Source organism: Burkholderia orbicola, from assembly GCF_900100915.1.
Classification (GTDB): Bacteria; Pseudomonadota; Gammaproteobacteria; order Burkholderiales; family Burkholderiaceae; genus Burkholderia; species Burkholderia orbicola.
The window spans coordinates 855,351-875,148 of record NZ_FNKW01000001.1 but is presented as its reverse complement, the minus strand read 5'-3'; the positions used below and the strand labels follow the sequence as shown (position 1 = coordinate 875,148).

Annotated in this window: 21 protein-coding genes and 1 tRNA gene; 6 read left to right on the top strand and 16 right to left on the bottom strand. The window is 65.6% G+C overall.

The window, feature by feature from the left end; genetic code table 11:
* Positions 1-15: 15 nt before the first annotated feature.
* From BLS50_RS04195 to hemN, 12 genes are all read right to left on the bottom strand, one after another.
* Positions 16-321 carry an urease subunit beta gene (locus BLS50_RS04195; protein WP_011544772.1) on the bottom strand — a complete coding sequence of 102 codons (306 nt, stop codon included), beginning with the start codon at positions 319-321 and terminating at the stop codon, positions 16-18.
* 8 nt (positions 322-329) lie between these two features.
* Positions 330-632, bottom strand: a complete 303-nt coding sequence (ureA, locus tag BLS50_RS04190) for an urease subunit gamma (protein ID WP_006406310.1) — start codon at positions 630-632, stop codon at positions 330-332.
* 236 nt (positions 633-868) lie between these two features.
* The gene (locus BLS50_RS04185; RefSeq protein ID WP_074800962.1) at positions 869-1,744 is read right to left on the bottom strand and encodes an urease accessory protein UreD; all 876 of its coding nucleotides are present in this window, start codon (positions 1,742-1,744) and stop codon (positions 869-871) included.
* Between the two features lie 175 nt (positions 1,745-1,919).
* A complete protein-coding gene (gene urtE / locus BLS50_RS04180) occupies positions 1,920-2,612 on the bottom strand; it encodes an urea ABC transporter ATP-binding subunit UrtE (RefSeq protein ID WP_074800959.1) in 693 nt (230 codons plus the stop codon).
* A 4-nt stretch (positions 2,613-2,616) separates the two neighbouring features.
* Positions 2,617-3,474: an urea ABC transporter ATP-binding protein UrtD gene (gene urtD, locus BLS50_RS04175; protein ID WP_006476695.1), complete on the bottom strand. Its 858-nt coding sequence runs from the start codon at positions 3,472-3,474 to the stop codon at positions 2,617-2,619.
* Entirely contained in the window at positions 3,471-4,658 is a 1,188-nt protein-coding gene (urtC, locus tag BLS50_RS04170) for an urea ABC transporter permease subunit UrtC (protein ID WP_027810756.1), read from the bottom strand. The genes urtD and urtC overlap by 4 nt, the downstream gene beginning before the upstream one ends.
* A gap of 1 nt (position 4,659) precedes the next feature.
* Entirely contained in the window at positions 4,660-6,279 is a 1,620-nt protein-coding gene (gene urtB / locus BLS50_RS04165; RefSeq protein ID WP_074800955.1) for an urea ABC transporter permease subunit UrtB, read from the bottom strand.
* 148 nt (positions 6,280-6,427) lie between these two features.
* Complete coding sequence (gene urtA / locus BLS50_RS04160; protein ID WP_011544779.1) at positions 6,428-7,735, bottom strand: urea ABC transporter substrate-binding protein; 1,308 nt, start codon at positions 7,733-7,735, stop codon at positions 6,428-6,430.
* A gap of 344 nt (positions 7,736-8,079) precedes the next feature.
* Positions 8,080-8,403 (bottom strand): rhodanese-like domain-containing protein, encoded by a 324-nt coding sequence (locus tag BLS50_RS04155; protein ID WP_006476692.1) that lies wholly within the window; start codon positions 8,401-8,403, stop codon positions 8,080-8,082.
* Between the two features lie 14 nt (positions 8,404-8,417).
* Positions 8,418-9,074, bottom strand: coding sequence for a protein-L-isoaspartate O-methyltransferase family protein (locus tag BLS50_RS04150; RefSeq protein WP_011544780.1), 657 nt, complete (start codon positions 9,072-9,074; stop codon positions 8,418-8,420).
* 104 nt (positions 9,075-9,178) lie between these two features.
* The gene (locus BLS50_RS04145; RefSeq protein ID WP_074800952.1) at positions 9,179-9,436 is read right to left on the bottom strand and encodes a hypothetical protein; all 258 of its coding nucleotides are present in this window, start codon (positions 9,434-9,436) and stop codon (positions 9,179-9,181) included.
* Positions 9,437-9,531: 95 nt separating this feature from the next.
* Positions 9,532-10,923, bottom strand: coding sequence for an oxygen-independent coproporphyrinogen III oxidase (gene hemN / locus BLS50_RS04140; protein WP_074800948.1), 1,392 nt, complete (start codon positions 10,921-10,923; stop codon positions 9,532-9,534).
* Between the two features lie 173 nt (positions 10,924-11,096).
* Here hemN and BLS50_RS04135 point away from each other — a divergent pair, with 173 nt between their 5' ends.
* The 3 genes from BLS50_RS04135 to BLS50_RS04125 all read left to right on the top strand — a co-directional run bounded on the left by BLS50_RS04135 (position 11,097) and on the right by BLS50_RS04125 (position 12,902).
* Positions 11,097-11,414 carry a YkgJ family cysteine cluster protein gene (locus tag BLS50_RS04135; protein ID WP_011544782.1) on the top strand — a complete coding sequence of 106 codons (318 nt, stop codon included), beginning with the start codon at positions 11,097-11,099 and terminating at the stop codon, positions 11,412-11,414.
* Complete coding sequence (locus BLS50_RS04130; RefSeq protein WP_074800945.1) at positions 11,411-11,992, top strand: DUF1439 domain-containing protein; 582 nt, start codon at positions 11,411-11,413, stop codon at positions 11,990-11,992. Before BLS50_RS04135 ends, BLS50_RS04130 begins: the two co-directional genes overlap by 4 nt.
* Positions 11,993-12,071: 79 nt before the next feature.
* Positions 12,072-12,902 carry an undecaprenyl-diphosphate phosphatase gene (locus BLS50_RS04125; protein ID WP_011544783.1) on the top strand — a complete coding sequence of 277 codons (831 nt, stop codon included), beginning with the start codon at positions 12,072-12,074 and terminating at the stop codon, positions 12,900-12,902.
* A gap of 97 nt (positions 12,903-12,999) precedes the next feature.
* Here BLS50_RS04125 and trmB read toward each other — a convergent pair whose 3' ends face one another.
* Positions 13,000-13,776 carry a tRNA (guanosine(46)-N7)-methyltransferase TrmB gene (gene trmB, locus BLS50_RS04120; protein WP_074800941.1) on the bottom strand — a complete coding sequence of 259 codons (777 nt, stop codon included), beginning with the start codon at positions 13,774-13,776 and terminating at the stop codon, positions 13,000-13,002.
* A 131-nt stretch (positions 13,777-13,907) separates the two neighbouring features.
* Positions 13,908-13,982: transfer RNA gene (locus tag BLS50_RS04115), tRNA-Gly, on the bottom strand.
* A 488-nt stretch (positions 13,983-14,470) separates the two neighbouring features.
* On the opposite strand from BLS50_RS04115, the gene BLS50_RS04110 reads away from it, so the two are divergent.
* From BLS50_RS04110 to BLS50_RS04100, 3 genes are all read left to right on the top strand, one after another.
* Positions 14,471-16,267, top strand: a complete 1,797-nt coding sequence (locus tag BLS50_RS04110; protein WP_074800938.1) for a DUF262 domain-containing protein — start codon at positions 14,471-14,473, stop codon at positions 16,265-16,267.
* A 263-nt stretch (positions 16,268-16,530) separates the two neighbouring features.
* Positions 16,531-16,818, top strand: coding sequence for a hypothetical protein (locus tag BLS50_RS04105; RefSeq protein ID WP_074800936.1), 288 nt, complete (start codon positions 16,531-16,533; stop codon positions 16,816-16,818).
* Between the two features lie 102 nt (positions 16,819-16,920).
* Complete coding sequence (locus BLS50_RS04100; protein ID WP_074800934.1) at positions 16,921-18,087, top strand: enolase C-terminal domain-like protein; 1,167 nt, start codon at positions 16,921-16,923, stop codon at positions 18,085-18,087.
* A 3-nt stretch (positions 18,088-18,090) separates the two neighbouring features.
* On the opposite strand, the gene BLS50_RS04095 is transcribed toward BLS50_RS04100, so the two are convergent.
* Positions 18,091-18,717, bottom strand: coding sequence for a LysE/ArgO family amino acid transporter (locus tag BLS50_RS04095; RefSeq protein WP_027809397.1), 627 nt, complete (start codon positions 18,715-18,717; stop codon positions 18,091-18,093).
* A gap of 77 nt (positions 18,718-18,794) precedes the next feature.
* Positions 18,795-19,715, bottom strand: coding sequence for a LysR substrate-binding domain-containing protein (locus BLS50_RS04090; protein WP_074800931.1), 921 nt, complete (start codon positions 19,713-19,715; stop codon positions 18,795-18,797).
* Positions 19,716-19,798: the final 83 nt, after the last annotated feature.

Genomic DNA, 19,798 nt, shown 5'->3' with positions numbered 1-19,798 from the left:
AGAGCGGGGCGCGGCTTACAGCGGCCCCATCACCTTGCCCTGAAAACCGTAGACGGCGCGCTCGCCGGCCAGCGCGACGAGCTCGACGGTGCGCGTCTGGCCCGGCTCGAAGCGTACGGCCGTGCCGGCCGCGATGTTGAGCCGGAAGCCGCGCGCGGCCGCGCGGTCGAACGACAGCGCGTCGTTGACTTCGAAGAAGTGGTAGTGCGAGCCGACCTGCACCGGGCGGTCGCCGGTGTTCGCGACGACGAGCGAGAGCGTCGCGCGGCCCGCGTTCAGTTCGTGTTCGCCGTCGTCGGTGAGGATTTCGCCGGGGATCATGCGGGGCCTCACGGAATCGGGTGATGGACGGTCACGAGTTTCGTGCCGTCGGGGAAGGTCGCCTCGACCTGGATGTCGGGAATCATTTCCGGCACGCCGTCCATCACGTCGTCACGCGTGAGCAGCGTCGTACCGTAGTGCATCACCTCGGCCACCGTCTTGCCGTCGCGTGCGGCTTCCATCAGCGCCGCGGTGATGAAGGCGACCGCCTCCGGATAATTGAGCTTCAGGCCGCGCGCGCGGCGGCGTTCGGCGAGCAGCGCCGCCGTGAAGATCAGCAGCTTGTCCTTTTCGCGGGGAGTCAGTTTCATGAAGGCAGGCGTTCAGGAAAACGTAATTTTTATCGGTGCGCATGCGACCGGGCAGGGGTGCGGATCATCGTAGCACCGCGCTGTTTTGCGTGCGTCGTGTATCGCTTATGTAAGCAGCAAGGTACGTGCCATGTGCATCCGACGTGCCGCCATGCGCGTTCGTGGTGCGTGATGCATGGCGAGCGTGCGGCGTGCGGGGTGGCGTTGCGCCGAAACGGTGCGTGACGCGTGCGCGTTCAGGTCTGCCAGAGACGCAGCGGCCGCGCGTCGACGCCATGCACGATCGGCCGCAACTGCAGCCAGCAGTCGGTGAAGTGGCGCTGCAACGCTTCCATCGACGTCGACATCGCGCGCACCAGCACGACGCCGGGCGTCACGCAGGTGGCGCCCGCACGCAGCGTGTCGTCGAACGGCATGCGCGCGGCGAGCGCTTCGGCGAGCGCGGCGTCGCACGCGGCGCCGACGGCCCACAGCGTGCCGTAGGCGGGAAAGCCGGCGAGGCCCTGCAGCGCGCCGCGCAGCGGGTCGCGCGCGTCGAGCAGCGCGCGCTCGGTCCACCGCGGCCGGCCGTCGGCATCGACGAGCGCCGACGTCGATGCGATGCGTCCCGCCGACCATGTTTCGCCGGCCGCCTGGCGCCCGAGCTGCGTCGCGTCCCAGCCGATCGCGCTTGCCCCTTCGCCGAGCGTTACCGTGAAGTCGAGCGCCGCGTGCGCCGCGTCGAAGAACAGGTTGTTCTGCGGCAGCCAGTCGAGCTTCGCGTGCGCGCCGACCGCGATGCCGATGCGCTGCGTCGCATCGAGGCCGTTCGACTTGTACCACTTGGTCGCGCCGGGCGTCGTCAGTACCGCGTGCGTGCCGTCGCCGAGCGCGATGTCGATGTCGAGCCGGTCGCCGCCCGCGACGCCGCCCGGCGGATGGACGATCACCGCATGGCAGATCGCGTCGCCTTCCGGGTACAGCGGCCGCTGCACGCGCAGCGGGCCGTCGTGCAGCCGGTGCGCGAGCGTCGTGCGCGCACCGTGCCGCTCGAAGCCGAGTTCGAGGCGGCCGCGCCACGACTTGGCGACGGCGGGGCGGGACAGCGGGGCATGCGAATCGGGGGCGGACATCGGCGGCGAACGGGAAACGAGGAAGCGGGTGCGAAGAACGTGGATGCTACCGGAACAATAATGCAGATGCCGCGTGCGTTGAAAGCGCTGCGTACGGGCGTTCCGCGCGCCGGCCGTAAGTGTCAGCCGCCGCGCGCCGTGGTGCCTACCGCGGTGCCTACCGCCGTGCCGCCCGTCACACCGCGATCAACTCCCGTACGCCATGCGTCTCCATGTCCCGCGCGTCGCCGCCCGCGACGATCTCGCCGCGGCTCATCACCCAGTAGCGATCGGCGATCGATCGCGCGAAATCGTAATACTGTTCGACGAGCAGCACGGTCATGTTCGATTCGTCGACGAGCTGGCGCAGCGTGCGGCCGATGTCCTGGATGATCGACGGCTGGATGCCCTCGGTCGGCTCGTCGAGGATCAGCAACTGCGGCTCGCTCATCAGCGCGCGGCCGATCGCGAGCTGCTGCTGCTGGCCGCCCGACAGGTCGCCGCCGCGCCGCGCGCGCATGTCCTTCAGCACCGGGAACAGGTCGTAGATGCGGTCGGGTACCTTCGATGGCGCCTTGCGGCTCGCAGCGCCGACGAGCAGGTTTTCCTCGACGGTGAGCCGCGGAAAGATGTCGCGGCCCTGCGGCACGTACGCGAGTCCGGCCGCTACACGCGCATACGGCGGCAGTGCGCCGAGCGAGGCGCCGCGCCACGACACGTGGCCGCTTTTCGCGGCGACGACGCCCATCAGGCAGCGCAGCAGCGTGCTCTTGCCGACGCCGTTGCGACCGAGCAGCACGGTGAGCTTGCCGTCGTCGGCGACGAGGTTCACGTTACGGAGGATATGGCTGCCGCCGTAGTACTGGTTCAGCGCTTCGATTTTCAGCATCGCATCATCGTCCGAGGTAAGACTCGATCACCGCGTCGTCGCGCTTGACCTGGTCGAGCGTGCCGTGCGCGAGCACCGCGCCTTCGGCCATCACCGTCACGCGGCCCGTGTCGCCCGCGAGCGCCGCGACGAACTCCATGTCGTGCTCGACGACCATCATCGAGCAGGTGCCGCGCAGCGTGTTCAGCAGTTCGGCGAGTTCCATCGTCTCGTGGTCGGTCATCCCGGCCGCCGGCTCGTCGAGCAGCAGCAGCGCGGGGCGCTGCATCAGCAGCATGCCGATTTCGAGCCGCTGCTTCTGCCCGTGCGACAGCTCGCCGGCCGCGCGATACGCGTGGCTTTCGAGGCCGATCAGCGCGAGCGTTTCCTCGATTTTTCCCTGCGCGGTGCGGTCGAGCCGCGCGCGCAGCGACGCGAGCCAGCCCTTGTCGGTCTGCATCGCGAGTTCGAGGTTTTCCCACACCGGATGCTGTTCGAACACGGTCGGCTTCTGGAACTTGCGGCCGATGCCCGCCCGCGCGATCTCGGGTTCGTTCATCCGCGCGAGATCGATCGTCTGGCCCAGAAACACCTTGCCCGCATCGGGCCGCGTCTTGCCGGTGATGACATCCATCATCGTCGTCTTGCCCGCGCCGTTCGGGCCGATCACGCAGCGCAGCTCGCCCGCGTCGATCGCGAGCGACAGCTTCTTCAGCGCGCGAAAGCCGTCGAAGCTCACCTCGATATCCTCGAGATAGAGGATCGTGCCGTGCGACGTATCGATGCCGTCCGGCACGACGCGCCCCATCGATGCGCTGCCGCTGACGGCCAGCAGTTCGTCTTCGGGCGGCGGCGTGAACTGGTAGAGAGCCGTTCCGTTCATGCGCGTTTCCCCTTCGCGAGCACGGTTTCGACGAGGCCCATGATCCCGCGCGGCAGCAGGAGCGGCACGAGCACGAAGATCAGGCCGAGGAAGAACAGCCAGTATTCGGCGAAGTACGCGGTGAAGAAACTCTTCGCGCCGTTCACCGCGAACGCGCCGACGATCGGCCCGATCAGCGTGCCGCGCCCGCCCACCGCGACCCAGATCGCCATTTCGATCGAGTTGCCGGGCGACATCTCGCCGGGGTTGATGATGCCGACCTGCGGCACGTACAGCGCGCCGGCGATGCCGCACAGCACGGCCGACACGGTCCACACGAACAACTTGTACGCGAGCGGGCTGTAGCCGAGGAACATCAGCCGCGTCTCGCCGTCGCGCACCGCGGTCACCACACGCCCGAGCTTGCTCGTGACGATCGCGCGCGCGGCGATGAACGCGAGCACGAGGGTCGCGAACGTCAGCAGCAACAGCACCGTGCGCGTGCCCGGCGACGTGATCGCGAAGCCGGCGATGCGCTTGAAATCGGTGAAGCCGTTGTTGCCGCCGAAGCCCGTCTCGTTGCGATAGAACAGCAGCATCGCGGCGAACGTCATGGCCTGCGTGATGATCGACAGGTACACGCCCTTCACGCGCGAGCGGAACGTGAAGAAGCCGAACACCCACGCGAGCACGGCCGGCACGAGCACGACCAGCGCGAGGGCCCACGCGAGATGCTGCGTGCCGCTCCAGTACCACGGCAACTGGTGCCAGTCGAGAAACACCATGAAGTCGGGCAGGTCGCTGCCGTACTTGCCGTCGCGGCCGATCTCGCGCATCAGGTACATGCCGATCGCATAGCCGCCGAGCGCGAAGAACAGGCCGTGGCCGAGGCTCAGGATGCCGCAGTAGCCCCACACGAGATCGAGCGCGAGCGCGGCGATCGCGTAGCACATCAGCTTGCCGGCGAGCGTCATCGTGTACGCGGACAGATGGAACGCGCTGGCTTCGGGCGCAACCAGCGCGGCGAGCGGCACGCCGATGCCGATCGCCACGCACAGCGCGACGAGCGCGAGCCACGCGCGGCGCGACAGCAGCGCGGGGCGGGGCGGCAGGCCGAGCGCGAAGCCGTCCGCCGCGCGTGCGGCGGCAGCGGGCTTCGACGCGTCGGCGACCGGGTTCGACATCGAATCGGTGTATGAAGTCACGTCAAGCCTCCGCGCTGCGGCCCTTCGGGGCGAACATCCCCTGCGGGCGTTTCTGGATGAACAGCACGATCATCACGAGCACCGCGATTTTCGCGAGCACGGCGCCCCAGAACGGTTCGATCGCCTTGCTCGCGAGGCCGAGCCCGAAGCCGCCGAGCACGGTACCGGCGATCTGGCCGACGCCGCCGAGCACGACGGCCATGAACGAATCGATGATGTAGTTCTGGCCGAGATCGGGGCCCACGTTGCCGATCTGCGACAGCGCGCAGCCGCCGAGGCCCGCGATGCCCGCGCCGAATGCGAACGCATACGCGTCGACGCGGGCGGTCTTCACGCCGACGCAGGCGGCCATCCGGCGGTTCTGCGTGACCGCACGCACGAACAGGCCGAGCCGCGTCTTCGTCAGCACGGCCCACGCGACGAACACCACCGCGAGCGCGAACGCGAGGATCGCGAGCCGGTTGTACGGCAGGATCAGGTTCTGCATCACCGTCACGCCGCCGCTCATCCACGACGGGTTCACGACCTGCACGTTCTGCGCGCCGAACAGCATGCGCGTGGCCTGGATCAGGATCAGGCTCACGCCGAAGGTCGCGAGCAGCGTTTCGAGCGGGCGGCCGTACAGGTGCCGCAGCACGAGCCTTTCGAGCACGATGCCGACGAGCGCGGCCACCGCGAACGACACCGGCACGGCGACGAGCGGATACCAGTCGAATGCGCCGGGCGCGTAGCGCTGGATCAGCGTCTGCACGACATAGGTTGCGTACGCACCGATCATCAGGAATTCGCCGTGCGCCATGTTGATCACGCCGATCAGCCCGTACGTGATCGCGAGGCCGAGCGCGGCGAGCAGCAGCACGCTGCCGAGCGACAGGCCCGCGAACAACGTGCCGACGATTTCGCCGCGGCGCTGCAGCGCGTGCAACGTATCGAGCCCGTGTTGCGCGGCGTCGCGCACGCGTGCGTCGGGTTCCGCGTAGCTGCCGTCGGCGTTCTTCGCGACGAGCGGGCGGAGTTGTTCGATCATGTCGAGGTCGCTGCGCGCGGCCACCACTTGCACGGCTTCGAGACGCTTGGCCGGATCGGGATCGTGCAGCGCGGCGATCGCCCACAGCGCATCGAGGCGGCGTTTCAGCGCCGGATCGGTTTCCTTTGCGCGGGCGCGGTCGATCATCGGCTTGAGCGCCGGGGCGGGCGACTTCAGCAGCGCGTCGATCGCGTCGCGGCGCGCGGCCACGTCGGGCGACGCGAGCGCGAGGCCCGACAGCGCGCCGGCGATCTTCGTGCGCAGCAGGTTGTTCAGCATCACCGGCTGCGCGTCGCCGGCCGGCGTCGCGGCCTGCGTGAGCGCGTCGTGCGCGGTGTCGCCGGACTGGATCAGCAGGTGGCCGTCGCCGGTTGCGAGCGCATCGCCGCTCGACAGCGCATTGAGCACCGCAACGGCGCGCGGATCGGTGTCGGCGGCAAGCCGTTCGATCGCGGCCGTCTTCGCGTCGAAGTCGTCGCCGGCGAGTGCGGCGGTGTCGGCCGCCGTCAGCGCGAACGCGGCGTGCGGCAGCAGGCCCGCGAGGGCGGCGCATGCCACGATCGCGCGGGCGGCTCGGCGAAAGCGTGTAGGCATCGGGGAATCCTGTCGGGCGTGGGAAAGGGGAGCGGTGCGGCGTGGCGCCGGCGCCGGCGATGGGTCACGGCAAGCGCGGCCGGCGCATCGGCAGCGGGCGAGCGTGCGGGCGGCACGTCGCACACGAAGCGCGACGTGCCGCACGGCGTCAGGCCAGCGCCGCGCGCTGCCGGCGCAGGAACGCCGGAATCGAGCTGACGACGTCCGGCTTGCCCTGGTTGCCCGCGATGAACGGGCTCCACGGCTGCGCACGCACGGCCGTCTTGGTCTTCCACACGACGTTGAACTGCCCGTCGCCGCGGATCTCGCCGATCATCACCGGTTTGTGCAGGTGATGGTTGCCGTCCATCGCGAGCGTGAAGCCCGACGGGGCGGCGACCGTCTGGCCGATCATCGCGACGCGCACCTTGTCGACGTCGGTGCTCTTCGCCTTCTCGACGGCCTGCTTCCACATGTGGATGCCGACGTAGGTCGCTTCCATCGGATCGTTGGTCACGCGCTTCGCGCCGCCCGGCAGGTTGTTCGCCTTCACCCACGCGGCGAACTGGTCCTTGAACTTCGTGTTGGTGGGGTTCTTCACCGACATGAAGTAATTCCAAGCGGCGAGGTGGCCGACGAGCGGCTTCGTATCGATCCCGCGCAGCTCTTCCTCGCCGACCGAGAACGCGACGACCGGCACGTCGGTCGCCTTGATGCCCTGGTTGCCGAGCTCTTTGTAGAACGGCACGTTCGAGTCGCCGTTGATCGTCGAGACCACGGTCGTCTTGCCGCCCTGCGAGAAGGTCTTGATGTTCGCGACGATGGTCTGGTAATCGCTGTGGCCGAACGGCGTGTAGACCTCCTGAATGTCGGCGTCCTTCACGCCCTTCGATTTCAGGAACGCGCGCAGGATCTTGTTGGTCGTGCGCGGATACACGTAGTCGGTGCCGAGCAGGAAGAAGCGCTTCGCGCCGCCGCCTTCCGCGCTCATCAGGTACTCGACGGCGGGAATCGCCTGCTGGTTCGGCGCGGCGCCCGTGTAGAACACGTTGCGCGACATTTCCTCGCCTTCATACTGCACCGGGTAGTAGAGCAGCCCGTTCAGCTCCTCGAACACCGGCAGCACGGACTTGCGCGACACCGACGTCCAGCAGCCGAACACGCACGCGACCTTGTCCTGCGTGAGCAGCTGGCGCGCCTTCTCGGCGAACAGCGGCCAGTTCGACGCGGGATCGACCACCACCGGTTCGATCTTGCGGCCCAGCACGCCGCCGCTCTTGTTGATGTCGGCGATCGTCATCAGCGCGGTGTCCTTCAGCGACGTCTCCGAGATCGCCATCGTGCCCGACAGCGAATGCAGGACGCCGACCTTGATCGGGCCGGTGCCCGCGTCGGCCGCGTGCGCGAACGGGCTCTTGCCCGCCAGCGCGAGCGCGCCGGCCATCGAACCGAACTTCAACAGACTGCGACGTTTCATCGAGATCCCCTTGTCGTGTTGGATGCGCGTGCGCCGTGGCGGCGCCGGCCATCGTGTAACGCAAGGCATGTGCCAGTCGCGCGAATGCACGCCCGGCGTGCCTGCGCGGGCCATCGTCGGGCATCGGGGCGGTGCGGATGACGCGCCGTGTAGCATGCGCGGTCCGTTGCGGTGCAGACGCACGGGCGCAAATGGTGCACGGCGGCGCTGCGGCGTCGAAACGCAGGGAAAGCGGGGAGGAAAAGAAAAACGGGCACGCAGTGCGCGCCCGTTCGGCGGATAGGTGCGGCCGGCGGCAGTGCCGGGCGGCGCGGCGACGCATGATGCGCCGCCGGAAGGAGCGATCAGTAGCGCGGCACGGACGGATCGACGTCGCGCGACCACGCGTCGATCCCGCCTTGCAGGTTGTACAGCTTCGTGAAGCCGCGCGATTCGAGGAACATCGCGACCTGCGCGCTGCGCATCCCGTGATGGCACACGCAGACGATTTCCGCTTCGTCGTCGAGCTCTTCGCTGCGCGCGGGAATCTGCTGCATCGGAATCGCCACGCTGCCGGCGATCTGCGCGGTCGCGATTTCCCACGGCTCGCGCACGTCGAGCACGACCGGCGCGGGGCGCGCCGTGTCGCCAAGCCATTCCGCGAGCATCGCGGGCGTCAGGATTTGCATGGAGGCTCCGCCGCTCAGAACTTGAAGCGCGACGGCTCGATCGCGTTGACCAAGTGGTCGATGTACGTTTCGAACACGTCGGCGACGCGGTACTGCTTGTCGTCGATGCGCGTGATGATCTGCGCCTTCATCACCGGACGGCCGCCGACGAACGCCGACAGGCGGCCGCCGATCTTCAGCTGCTCGAGCATTTCCTGCGGCACGACCGGCAGGCCGCCCGCGACGCAGATCACGTCGTACGGCGCCTTCGCGGCCCAGCCGCGCGAACCGTCGCCGAGCACGACTTCGGCGTTGGTCACGCCGTCGTTGCGCAGGTTGTCTTCCGCGAACTTCGCGATCGTCGGATCGATCTCGACGGCCGTCACGTGCTGCGCGCGATGCGCGAACAGCGCAGCCAGGTAGCCCGAGCCCGCGCCGATCACGAGCACGTTTTCGTGCTTCTTGACCGTCAGTTCCTGCAGCACGCGTGCTTCGACGCGCGGGAACAGCATCTTGCTGGCGCCGCCGGGCAGCGGCAGTTCGAGATCGGCGAACGCGAGATCGCGGTATTCGGCCGGCACGTAGTTTTCACGCTTGACGATCGACAGCAGGCCCAGGACATCCAGATCCAGCACGTCCCACGGACGGATCTGCTGTTCGATCATGTTGAAACGCGCGTTTTCGATATTCATGGTGTGGTCACGCAGCCTGGTGGGCCATCAGCGGGGATAGAGAAACTTCGTGATTGTACCAAACGGCACGGCCGCGAAGCCTTCAGGCGGCCTGCAACAGACCTTTACCCCTTGCTCTTCTTGATCTGCGCCTCGAACGCAAGGTCGAGCTTGCTCGCCTTGCGCGGTTTTTTGGGGCCGAATTCGTCGACGAACTTGACGAATTCGTCGGGCGGCAGCGGCTCGCAGCGCTTCTCGGCGGTGCCGCCCGAGCGGTCGACGAGATAGAACAGGCCGCCCGCCATCGCGACGGCCGCGAAGTGCGGGTTGCCGGAGCGGGTCTTCAGGCGTTCGACCGCGTGGGTCGCTTTGGTGGTGCGCATCTTGGGGGGCTGGCGAAGCGGATGTAAGCCTCACACTCTATCAAACCGGCCGACCGCGTGCGGCCCGCGACCGCCCCTTGCCGTGCGAACCGGCCTCAAACCGTGCGCGAGTAGCGCTGCCGCGGCGTCTGGCCGAGGTACGCGTCGAACGCCATCGCGATGTTGCGCACGACCATCCGGCCGGCCGGATGGATCGTCAGCCGGTCGCCTGCGATCGTCAGCAGCCCGTCGCGCTCGAACGGGCGCAGCGCGTCGAGCTCGCGTGCGAAATGATCGGCGAAGCGGATGCCGTGCGCGGCCTCGACATGCGAGAACGGCAGTGCGAGGTTGCACATCAGTTGCGTGATCACGTCGCGGCGCAGCCGGTCGTCCGGCGTGAGCCGTACGCCGCGCGCGATCGGCAGCCGGCCCGCGTCGAGCGCGGCGCCGTACGCGGGCAGGTCCTTCGCGTTTTGCGCGTAGACGTCGCCGACCTTGCCGATCGACGACACGCCGAAGCCGAGCAGGTCGGTATCCGCGCGCGTGCTGTAGCCCTGGAAATTGCGCTGCAGCGTGCCGTTGCGCTGCGCGCGCACGAGCTCGTCGGACGGCCGCGCGAAGTGGTCCATCCCGATGTACACGTAGCCGGCCGACGTCAGCATGTCGATCGCGAGGCCGAGCAGCGCGATGCGCGTTTCCGGCGGCGGCAGCGCCGCATCGTCGATCTGTCGCTGCATCTTGAACAGGTGCGGCATGTGCGCGTAGCCGAACACCGACAGGCGATCGGGCGCGAGTTCGATGATCGTCTCGAGCGTGCTCGCGAACACCGCGACCGTCTGGTGCGGCAGCCCGTAGATCAGGTCGACGCTCACCGAATGGAAGCCCGTCGCGCGCGCGGCGCCGAGCAGGTCGGCGGTCATCGAGAGCGGCTGGATGCGGTTGATCGCCTGCTGCACGGCCGGGTCGAAATCCTGCACGCCGAGACTCAGCCGGTTGAAGCCGATCGTGCGCAGGTGGACGAGCGTCGCCGGCGTGACCGTGCGCGGGTCGATCTCGATCGAGAACTCGGCGTCGGCGTCCTGCGCGAGCGCGAAATGCTCGCGCGTGGCCGCCATCAGCTCGGCCGTTTCGTCGTCGGACAGGAAGGTCGGCGTGCCGCCGCCCCAGTGCAGTTGCGTGACGGGGCGGGACGGATCGAACAGCGCGGCCTGCAGCGCCATCTCGCGCTTGAGCTGGTCGAGATACGGGCGCGCGCGGCGGCGGTTGTTGGTCGCGATCTTGTTGCAGCCGCAGTAGAAGCACGCGGTGTTGCAGAACGGGATATGGAAGTACAGCGACAGGTCGCTCGACGACGCGCCGGGGTCGCCCGCCGCGCGGACGTAGTCGGCCGGATCGAAATCGTCGCGGAATTGCAGTGCGGTAGGGTACGACGTATAGCGCGGCCCGTTCGCGCCGTATTTCGTGAGCAAATCGGGACGGAACATCGTGTCGGCAGAACCAGAATGCATGACGGTCTCGCGCTTTTTTAGATGCTTTCGAGTATATGAACGCGCGATCGGGCCGCATTGTGTAATAACGTCGCAGCCGGCGATGGCACAATGCGGGGTGGGGCTGCCGGACGCCGCGTCCGGTTGCCGCACCGTTTTTCGTTGTTCGTCGAGAGAGCCGAGTGTCCGTCGAAATGCCTGTCCGCCCGGTGCCCGCCGAAACCCCGCCGCCGCATGCGTGCCGCGAGGGCTGCGGCGCGTGCTGTATCGCCCCGTCGATTTCCAGCCCGATTCCGGGCATGCCCGACGGCAAGCCGGCCGGCGTGCGCTGCGTGCAGCTCGGCGACGACCTGCGCTGCATGATCTTTGGCCGGCCCGAGCGCCCCGCGTGCTGCTCCGGGCTGCAGCCGTCCGCCGACATGTGCGGCGCGTCGCGCGACGACGCGCTCGCGTGGCTCACGCGCCTCGAGGCCGCGACGCGGCCGGCGCATCCAGGAGAGAAATCAGCATGACCGTCCCTCGCGCGCCCGGCCGGCGCCGTTTTCTCGCTGCCGCTGTCGGCGCCGTCGGCGTGTGCGTATCGCTTGCCGCGTGCGCGTCGACGTTCCCGTTCATCCCCGATCACTACACGTTCTCGCGCGGCGACGTGCAGAAGGCCGTCGCGCGCAAGTTCCCTTACCAGAAGACGGTCGCGCAGGTCGTCGACGTGTCGCTCGCGAACCCGGCCGTCAACCTGCTGCCCGACCAGAACCGCATCGCCGTGCAGCTCGACGCGAATTTCGCGAGCCCGTTCCTGCGCGGGCCCGTCAGCGGCAAGTTCACCGTGTCGGGCCAGCTCGCGTATGACGCGCCGAGCCGCTCGGTCGTGCTGAAGGCGCCGGCCGTCGACAGCCTCGTGCTGGACGGCGACGCGCAGATGTACGCGCAGCAGGTCGGCGCCGCCGCCGGGTTGCTCGCGACGCAGTTGCTGACCAACTACCCGATCTACACGTTCAAGCCGGAACAACTGCAATTTGCCGGGGTGAACTACGAACCCGGTACAATTACGATCCTTACAAACGGCATACGCGTGGCGATCGTCGAAAAGTGACGACGGGGCGCGCACGGCCGGGCGGGCCGCGCGCGCAAGAGTGGCCTTTTCTTTCGACCATTTCGGAGTTGGGCCACGGATGGACTGGATCCTGATCTGCAAGGCATTGATCCTCGGCGTCGTCGAGGGGCTGACGGAATTCCTGCCGGTGTCGAGCACCGGTCACCTGATCGTCGCGGGCAGCTTCCTGAATTTCAACGATTCGCACGCGAAGACGTTCGACGTCGTGATCCAGTTCGGCGCGATCCTCGCGGTCTGCTGGGAATACCGGCAGCGGATCGTGTCCGTCGTGTCGGGGCTGCCGAGCCGGCCCGATGCGCAACGCTTCACGCTGAACGTCGTGATCGCGACGATTCCCGCGATCGCGCTCGGTCTCCTGTTCGAGAAGAAGATCAAGGCCGTGCTGTTCTCGCCGGTCCCGGTCGCATTCGCGCTCGTCGTGGGCGGCGCGATCATCCTGTGGGCCGAGGCGCGGCAGCGCGAACGCAGCGAGCCGCCGCGCGTGATGTCGGTCGATGCGCTGACGCCGCTCGACGCGCTCAAGGTCGGGATCGCGCAGTGCTTCGCGCTGGTGCCCGGCATGTCGCGCTCGGGCTCGACGATCATCGGCGGGATGCTGTTCGGTCTCGACCGCCGCGTGGCCACCGAATTCTCGTTCTTTCTCGCGATTCCGATCATCTTCGGCGCGACGCTCTATGAAACCGTGAAGGACTGGCAGGCGTTCACCGTCGATTCGCTCGGGCTGTTCGCGCTCGGGCTCGTCGCGGCGTTCGTCAGTGCGTTCGTGTGCGTGCGCTGGCTGCTGCGCTATGTCGCGACGCACGATTTCACGGTGTTCGCGTGGTATCGGATCGCGTTCGGGTTGTTCGTGCTGCTGGTCGGTTACAGCGGGTGGCTGAACTGGGCGTGAGGTTGGCGAGCGGTCGATGCGCCGCTCCATGAAAAAAGCCCGACCGGCGTGAGATGCCGGTCGGGCTTTCTTTATTCTGCGCGGGGCGGGGGCGCGCTTAGTCTGCTCGCTTGCGGAACACCAGGTCCCACACGCCGTGGCCGAGTCGCAACCCGCGCCGTTCGAATTTCGTCACCGGGCGGTAGTCCGGGCGCGGTGCGTAATCGGCAGCGGTGTTTTCGAGCGTCGGTTCCGCGCTGAGCACTTCCAGCATCTGCTCCGCGTAGTTCTGCCAGTCGGTCGCGCAGTGCAGGTACGCGCCGGGCTTCAGGCGCGACGCGAGATGCGCGACGAGCGGCGACTGGATCAGCCGGCGCTTGTGGTGACGCGCCTTGTGCCACGGATCGGGGAAGAAGATGTGCACGCCGTCGAGGCTTGCCGGCGCGATCATGTGCTCGAGCACCTCGACCGCGTCGTGCTGGATGATGCGGATGTTCGACAGTTCCTGCTCGCCGATCAGCTTCAGCAGCGCGCCGACGCCCGGCTCGTGCACCTCGACGCCGAGGAAGTCGTCACCCGGGCGGTGCGCGGCGATTTCCGCGGTCGACGCGCCCATCCCGAAACCGATCTCGAGGATGCGCGGCGCGCTGCGGCCGAAGATCGCGTCCCAGTCGGGCATCTCCGGCGCATACGGGACCACGAAGCGCGGGCCGAATTCGTCGAGCGCGCGGCGCTGGCCGGTCGACACGCGGCCGGCACGCGTCACGAAGCTGCGGATGCGGCGGTGGTGCAGCGGGTTGACTTCGTCGGCGCCTTCGCCAGCTTGGTCGGCTTCGTCGGGAATGGCGTCGTCGTGCGGCGGCAGGCCGGCTTCGTTCGGATCGTCGTGCATCATCGGTACAGAGAAAGGCTCGGTTCGGGCGAGGACCCGTTGCGCAGCAGTGCTGCCGGGCGATTCGGCGCATGGTACAAAAAAGCCGCCTTCGACGAGGCGGCTCATGCGCAGGCTGTTGTGCAGCCGGAAAGTGGAGCGGGCGATGGGAATCGAACCCACGTCATCAGCTTGGGAAGCTGAGGTAATGGCCATTATACGACGCCCGCAGAACGCACGATTGTACACGGCTATCTATAGCAGTGGCAAGTGTGGAAGTTTGGCCGCAGACGTTGCGCGATCACGGAGTGATGTCAGCACTGGTAGAGGGGGCCCGGGGGCGGTTGGGAGCTGGTCGCGAAGCGCTTCTCTCCTTAATGTCACCGACTTTTATCGCGTTCGGTCGGGTAGTGTGTCGATTGGGCGGTGTACTGCTCAGCGGTCCTACTTCTCTGAGCGATGGCCGCAACATCTGGATGTAGAGCCTCGGTGGGGCTGTGCGGATGTCGCCGCTGAGATAGATGTGTTACATGCAGACCGAAACGCGCGTGATCTGATCGGTTTATGGAGAGTGGTAGGCCCGCGTGATCACATCGTTTATCATCGGTATTTCCTAGTGATTCGAAACCTTCGTCTTAGTCGAACTGAAAGCGCTTCGGTCCAGGTGCTGTACCTTTAGTGAAGAATTCCCTTGAACCCCCTCAGAAGCGGTCACCAAATGGCAAGCATTAAGCAAGACCTTACAAATCGCAACGAGAGCGTCGAGCGTGTTTACGGATTTAATGCGGAAAGTAGATTTCTGGTAAATCGACGATATCAACGAAAGCTTGTCTGGTCCATAGATGAGAAGCGTGCATTCATCGATTCTTTACGCCAAGCGTTTCCTGTGCCGTTGATCTTGCTGGCGGATGTGGAGCATGAAGGAGAGGATCGCTTTGAAATTATCGACGGGATGCAACGACTTAATGCGATCGTTTCCTTCATAGAAGGGGAGTTCGATCTCGATGGGGCGTATTTTGATTTGCAGGCTATGGCCCAAACGAAGCTTCTCCTTGATGAGGGGCGGTTGATTCAAAAGACTCCGATTCTTGATCGAGCAATCTGCGTCAAGATTGTTGGCTATAGCTTGCCGCTCACTGTATATCCGGCTACTGCTTATACGCAGATTGATGAGATTTTTCGTAGAATCAACGCTTACGGAAAGCATCTGTCGAGACAGGAGCTTCGTGTTGCGGGTGTCACAAACTCGTTCGCTCAACTGGTGCGAAATCTTGCTGCGCGAGTTAGAGGCGACGTGTCTGCTAGCGACAAACTGTATTTGTCTGCAATGAAGCAAATAAGTATCACCAGCAAAGAATTGCCTTATGGTTTGAATGTCGATACTCTGTTCTGGGTTCAGAACAATATTCTCACTCGAGAGTACATTCGTCAGTCGCGAGATGAGGAACTAATCGCGGACATGCTCGGCTATATCCTTCTAACGCCGAAAGTATCCTCCAGCGCGGAAATTATCGACGAGTTTTTTGGTTATTCGCCAAATGGTGCAAAGCAGGCTCGGAGAGACGAGATTGAGGTCGCTGTTAATAAGGTTGGTAGCGATGTTCTGATTATGCAGTATATGACGGTTCATGATGTCTTTCGCGATATCGTGAAGGCATCAAAAAAGCGTTTTAACGAATTGATGTTTGCGGACGCGGGCTTGCGCGTGCCTCGCTATTTTCAGAGTGTGTTTTTGGCTCTTTGGGAGCTGATGATTAACGAGCAGTTGGTCATCAGGGATGTTAATAAGGCCGCCAAAGCGCTGGATGGTGCGGGTGAGAATATTTCAATCGGTGGCGGCGGTGGGCGATTCAGTGCGGACGATCGAGAAAAGAACATCACGGTGGTAAAGGGGCTTCTTCAAAAATCATTCTCCAAGAGAAGGCAAAACGATCCTGCATTGTCGTCGTGGACAACAGAATTCGAGAATATTCTGATGCAGTCGTACACCGAGCAAACGCTCTATGATTTTAAGCAGGGATTCATGCTGTTGGACGGCTCGGCGAAATTCGATGAACCTCTCTTTGAAAAAGTGTTCAAAACACTTGCGGCAATGGCCAATCAGGGACCAGGGGCAGTAGGGTACGTAATTGTTGGTGTGGCTGACGACGCCAAGACGGCAGCGAGAATCAAGGATTTATATGGAATAGGGGCAATAGAGTATCAACGATTCCTGATCACAGGCATTGATCACGAAGCTGCTGGGCTTCCGAAGAAGTTGGATTCCTATTTTCATGGAATAATGCAGCGACTCGCTGCAAGTCAGATGAGTGAGTGGGCGCGTGCTCAGATAGCTCGAGATGTAAGACTGATTTCGTACTTTGGTCGATCCCTTGTGATTTTTAAAGTAGAAGCGGGCCATGAACCTTGCGATTTTAACGGTAAATACTACGAAAGACACGGGGCGAACGTATCCGAAATTAAGCAACCAGGTTACGCTGCACTGTTTCGGCGTTTCTTGAGCGCGAAAGCTTAGCGAGATGGCGTAGTTAGGTGGAAAATTGATTGTTGCGTTTTCGTGGGGATTTTTTCCTCGATAATCGTATTTGAGCAATGGCGCGCCAGTTACCTGGCTACGGAGAGTTACTTTGAAGTCGGCTGCATGCTCTCCGTTACCCGAAAGGCCGATCCGCTAGTCGTCTATACGACAGGAATGCGATCTCGACTATACTGTCGCGTTTTCGGTCCTGATGTTAGTCCTACCACGTTTCTGTTGTTGTTCCGAAACAAAGGCCTCGCATGGAAAACTGGACGATCGGCATCCTGCTCGGCATGGCCACGATTCTCGTACACATCGCGGGGATGGCCGGCGTGGCGGTCGTCGCGCTGTTCTTCTCGATCGACACGATGTCGACGCTCGGCGCAGCGGGCGTCGTTCCCGCCGCGAACTGGCGGATGCTCGGTGGAATCGAAGCGTCGTGCGGTGTGCTGCTGTTCGGCATGTCGACTGTGTTCATCTTCGCCGTGATCCAGGCCGATTTCTCGGCGATCACACTGCGGCTGCGGCGCGATTGCCCGTCGCGGTAGCGTACGCCTGCAACCCGCGGCGACAGCGCCTATGATGCAGCGTTCCGGCTGCATCGCGTACCTCGTTCGCCGACGCCGGTCGCAACCCTCGGAACCCCGACCATGCGCATCACCGCGATCCATGAACGCGCGATTCCCGTATCCCGCTATGCCGATCCGGCGATCCCGTCCGGCGGCCTGACCACGAGCGTCGTCGCGGTCGTCACCGATGTCGTGCGCGACGGCCGCCCGGTGACGGGCTACGGCTACGCATCGATCGGCCGCTTTGCGCAGGGCGGCCTGATCCGCGAACGGTTCGCGCCGCGCCTGCTGGCTGCCGCCGACTCACTCGCCGACGAAGCCGGCACGAACCTCGACCCATTCCGCGCCTGGCGCGCGATGATGGCCGGCGAGAAGCCGGGCGGACACGGCGAACGCTGCGTCGCGGTCGGCACGCTGGACATGGCGATCTGGGACGCGGCCGCGAAGATCGCCGGCTTGCCGCTGCACCGCTTTCTCGCCGAGCGCCTCCAACGCACGGCGGCGCCGCGCGTGCGCGTGTACGCGGGCGGCGGCTACCGCTACCCGCATGACGACCTCGCGCGCCTGTCGGACGAGATGCGCCGGATCGTCGACCTCGGCTACACGCACGCGAAGATCAAGATCGGCGGTGCGGATTTCGATCAGGACCGGCGCCGCATCGAAGCCGCGGCCGCGCAGCTGGCAGGCCCTTCGCATCTCGCGGTCGACGCGATGAACACGTACGACGCGACGACCGTCGACCGGGCCGTCGACATGCTCGCGCCGTTCGATCTGTGGTGGTTCGAGGACATCTGCGATCCGCTCGACCTGCCGCTCCAGGCAGACGTCGCCGCGCGGTACGCACCGTCAATCGCGGCAGGCGAAGCGCTGTTTTCGCTCGCGGAAGCGAAGCTGCTCGACCGCTACGGCGGCTTGCGTGCCGACCGCGACGTGCTGGTGTTCGATCCCGTGCACAGCTACGGGCTGCCGGGCTATCTGCAGATCGTCGATCACTTCGTGTCGCGCGGCTGGCGGCGCGACGCGTTCTGGCCGCACGGCGGCCATCTGTTCTCGTTGCATGTCGTCGCGGCGCTCGGGCTCGGCGGCGCGGAAGTCAGCCCGTTCGCATTCGAACCCTTCAGCGGACTCGCCGATGGCGAAATCGTCGACGCGGGATACGCCCGCGTGCCGCAGGCGCCGGGTATCGGATTCGAGCTGCATGCCCACGCGCACGACGCATTCCGCGCGATATCGGTATCGGGCCGCTGACGCCTAAAGCGCGTCGATCGCGAAACGCACCGCGAAGCCGAGCATCATCACCGCGACGAAGCCATCAAGCACGCGCCACGCGAGCGTACGGGCGAACCACGCACGGCACGCGCGTGCGCCATAGACGAGCATCAGGAACCACGCCAGCGACGCAGTCATCGCGCCGATCGCAAACGGCGCGCGGGCAGACGGCGCGTGGCTCACGATCACGGTCCCGAGCAGCAGCACCGTATCGATCCATGCATACGGATTGAGCAGTGAAACCGCGGCGGTCGCGAGCAGCGTGCGCGACCGCGTGGGTTCGCTAGCGACGCGCGAGCCATCTACATGCTCAGGCTCCCGTCCGACGATCGCCGAGCGCAGCGCGAGCAGGCCGTAGCCGGCGAGATACGCGATACCGGCCCACAGCGCGGCCGTCACCACGGCGGCATGGCGCGACAGCAATGCCGACAGCCCGTGCGCGCCGAGCACGATCAGCAATGCGTCGCTGCCTGCGCAGACGAGCGCGATGGAGAGCAGGTGAGGGCTCGAAAGCGAGCGCTTGATGACGAAGGCGTCCTTGGGGCCGACCGACGTGAACAGGCCGGCGCCAAGCAGCAGGCCTTCGAGGAAGGCGGAGGTGTCGAGCACGAGCGGGCCGACAACCTCTTAAGCTGAACCGGAGATGGTTAGGATGGCGCTACGTTAAGGGGTGCCGGCGGCCATTGTCAATGCCCGGCGGCCGCCCATTCCGGCCGCTGCCCGAGCGTATCGAACAGCCGGACGATTTCGGCCTTCACCTTCTGCACCGCGTTGCTGACCAGCGCGGTGTCGTGCCAGCACAGCGACAGGTCGCGCGCGAACAGCCGGTGCGCGACCGTCGACAGCTTGAGCTTGCGCTCCGCGATCTCGACGTGCGCGGCGGTCCACGGCAGGATCGTCACGCCGAGCTGCGCCATCACGGCCGCGAACAGCAGCCCGGTCGAACTCGCCTCGAAGCTGATCTCGTACGACAGCCCGGCCTCGCGCATCGCCCAGTCGACGCGGTTGCGGATCGTATTCGGCGCGCTCGGCAGCACGAGCGGCATCCGCGCGATCGCGTCGAGCGGCACGGGTGCGTCCGGCACCGGAAAGCCGGGCCACGTGATCAGGTACAGCGTTTCAGTCAGCAGCCGGTGGATCGCGATCCCGCGCGTGTCGACCGCATCGACGACGATCGCGAGATCGAGCCGCGCGCGTTCGAGCAGCGTGTCGAGGTCGGCGCTCGGCGCTTCGATCAGCTCCAGCATGATGCCCGGATAGCGGTCGCGTACCGCGCGGGCGAGCGGAATGGCCAGCACGCGCGCGGTGCTCGACGGCATGCCGACGGTCACGCGGCCCTGCGGCGTGTCGGCGTCGCGGCGCAGCAGCTCGCGCGTGCCGTCGGCCTGGCGCAGCAACTCGAGCGCGTGCCGGTACAGCGTGCGGCCGGCGGCGGTCGGCGCGACGCCGCGCACGCTTCGTTCGAGCAGTTGCATCCCGAGATCCTGCTCGAGATTGCGCATCTGCTGGCTCACCGCCGGCTGCGCGACGTGCAGCGCCTCGCTCGCGTGCGTGACGTTGCCGCATTCGACGACCTTCACGAAATAGCGCAACTGCCTCAAGTCCATCGCCGCCGTCTCCGATTCAAGCCCGAATCACGCCCGATTCGAGCCATAAGCCAATCCGATCGAGCGAGATGAATATCATATTT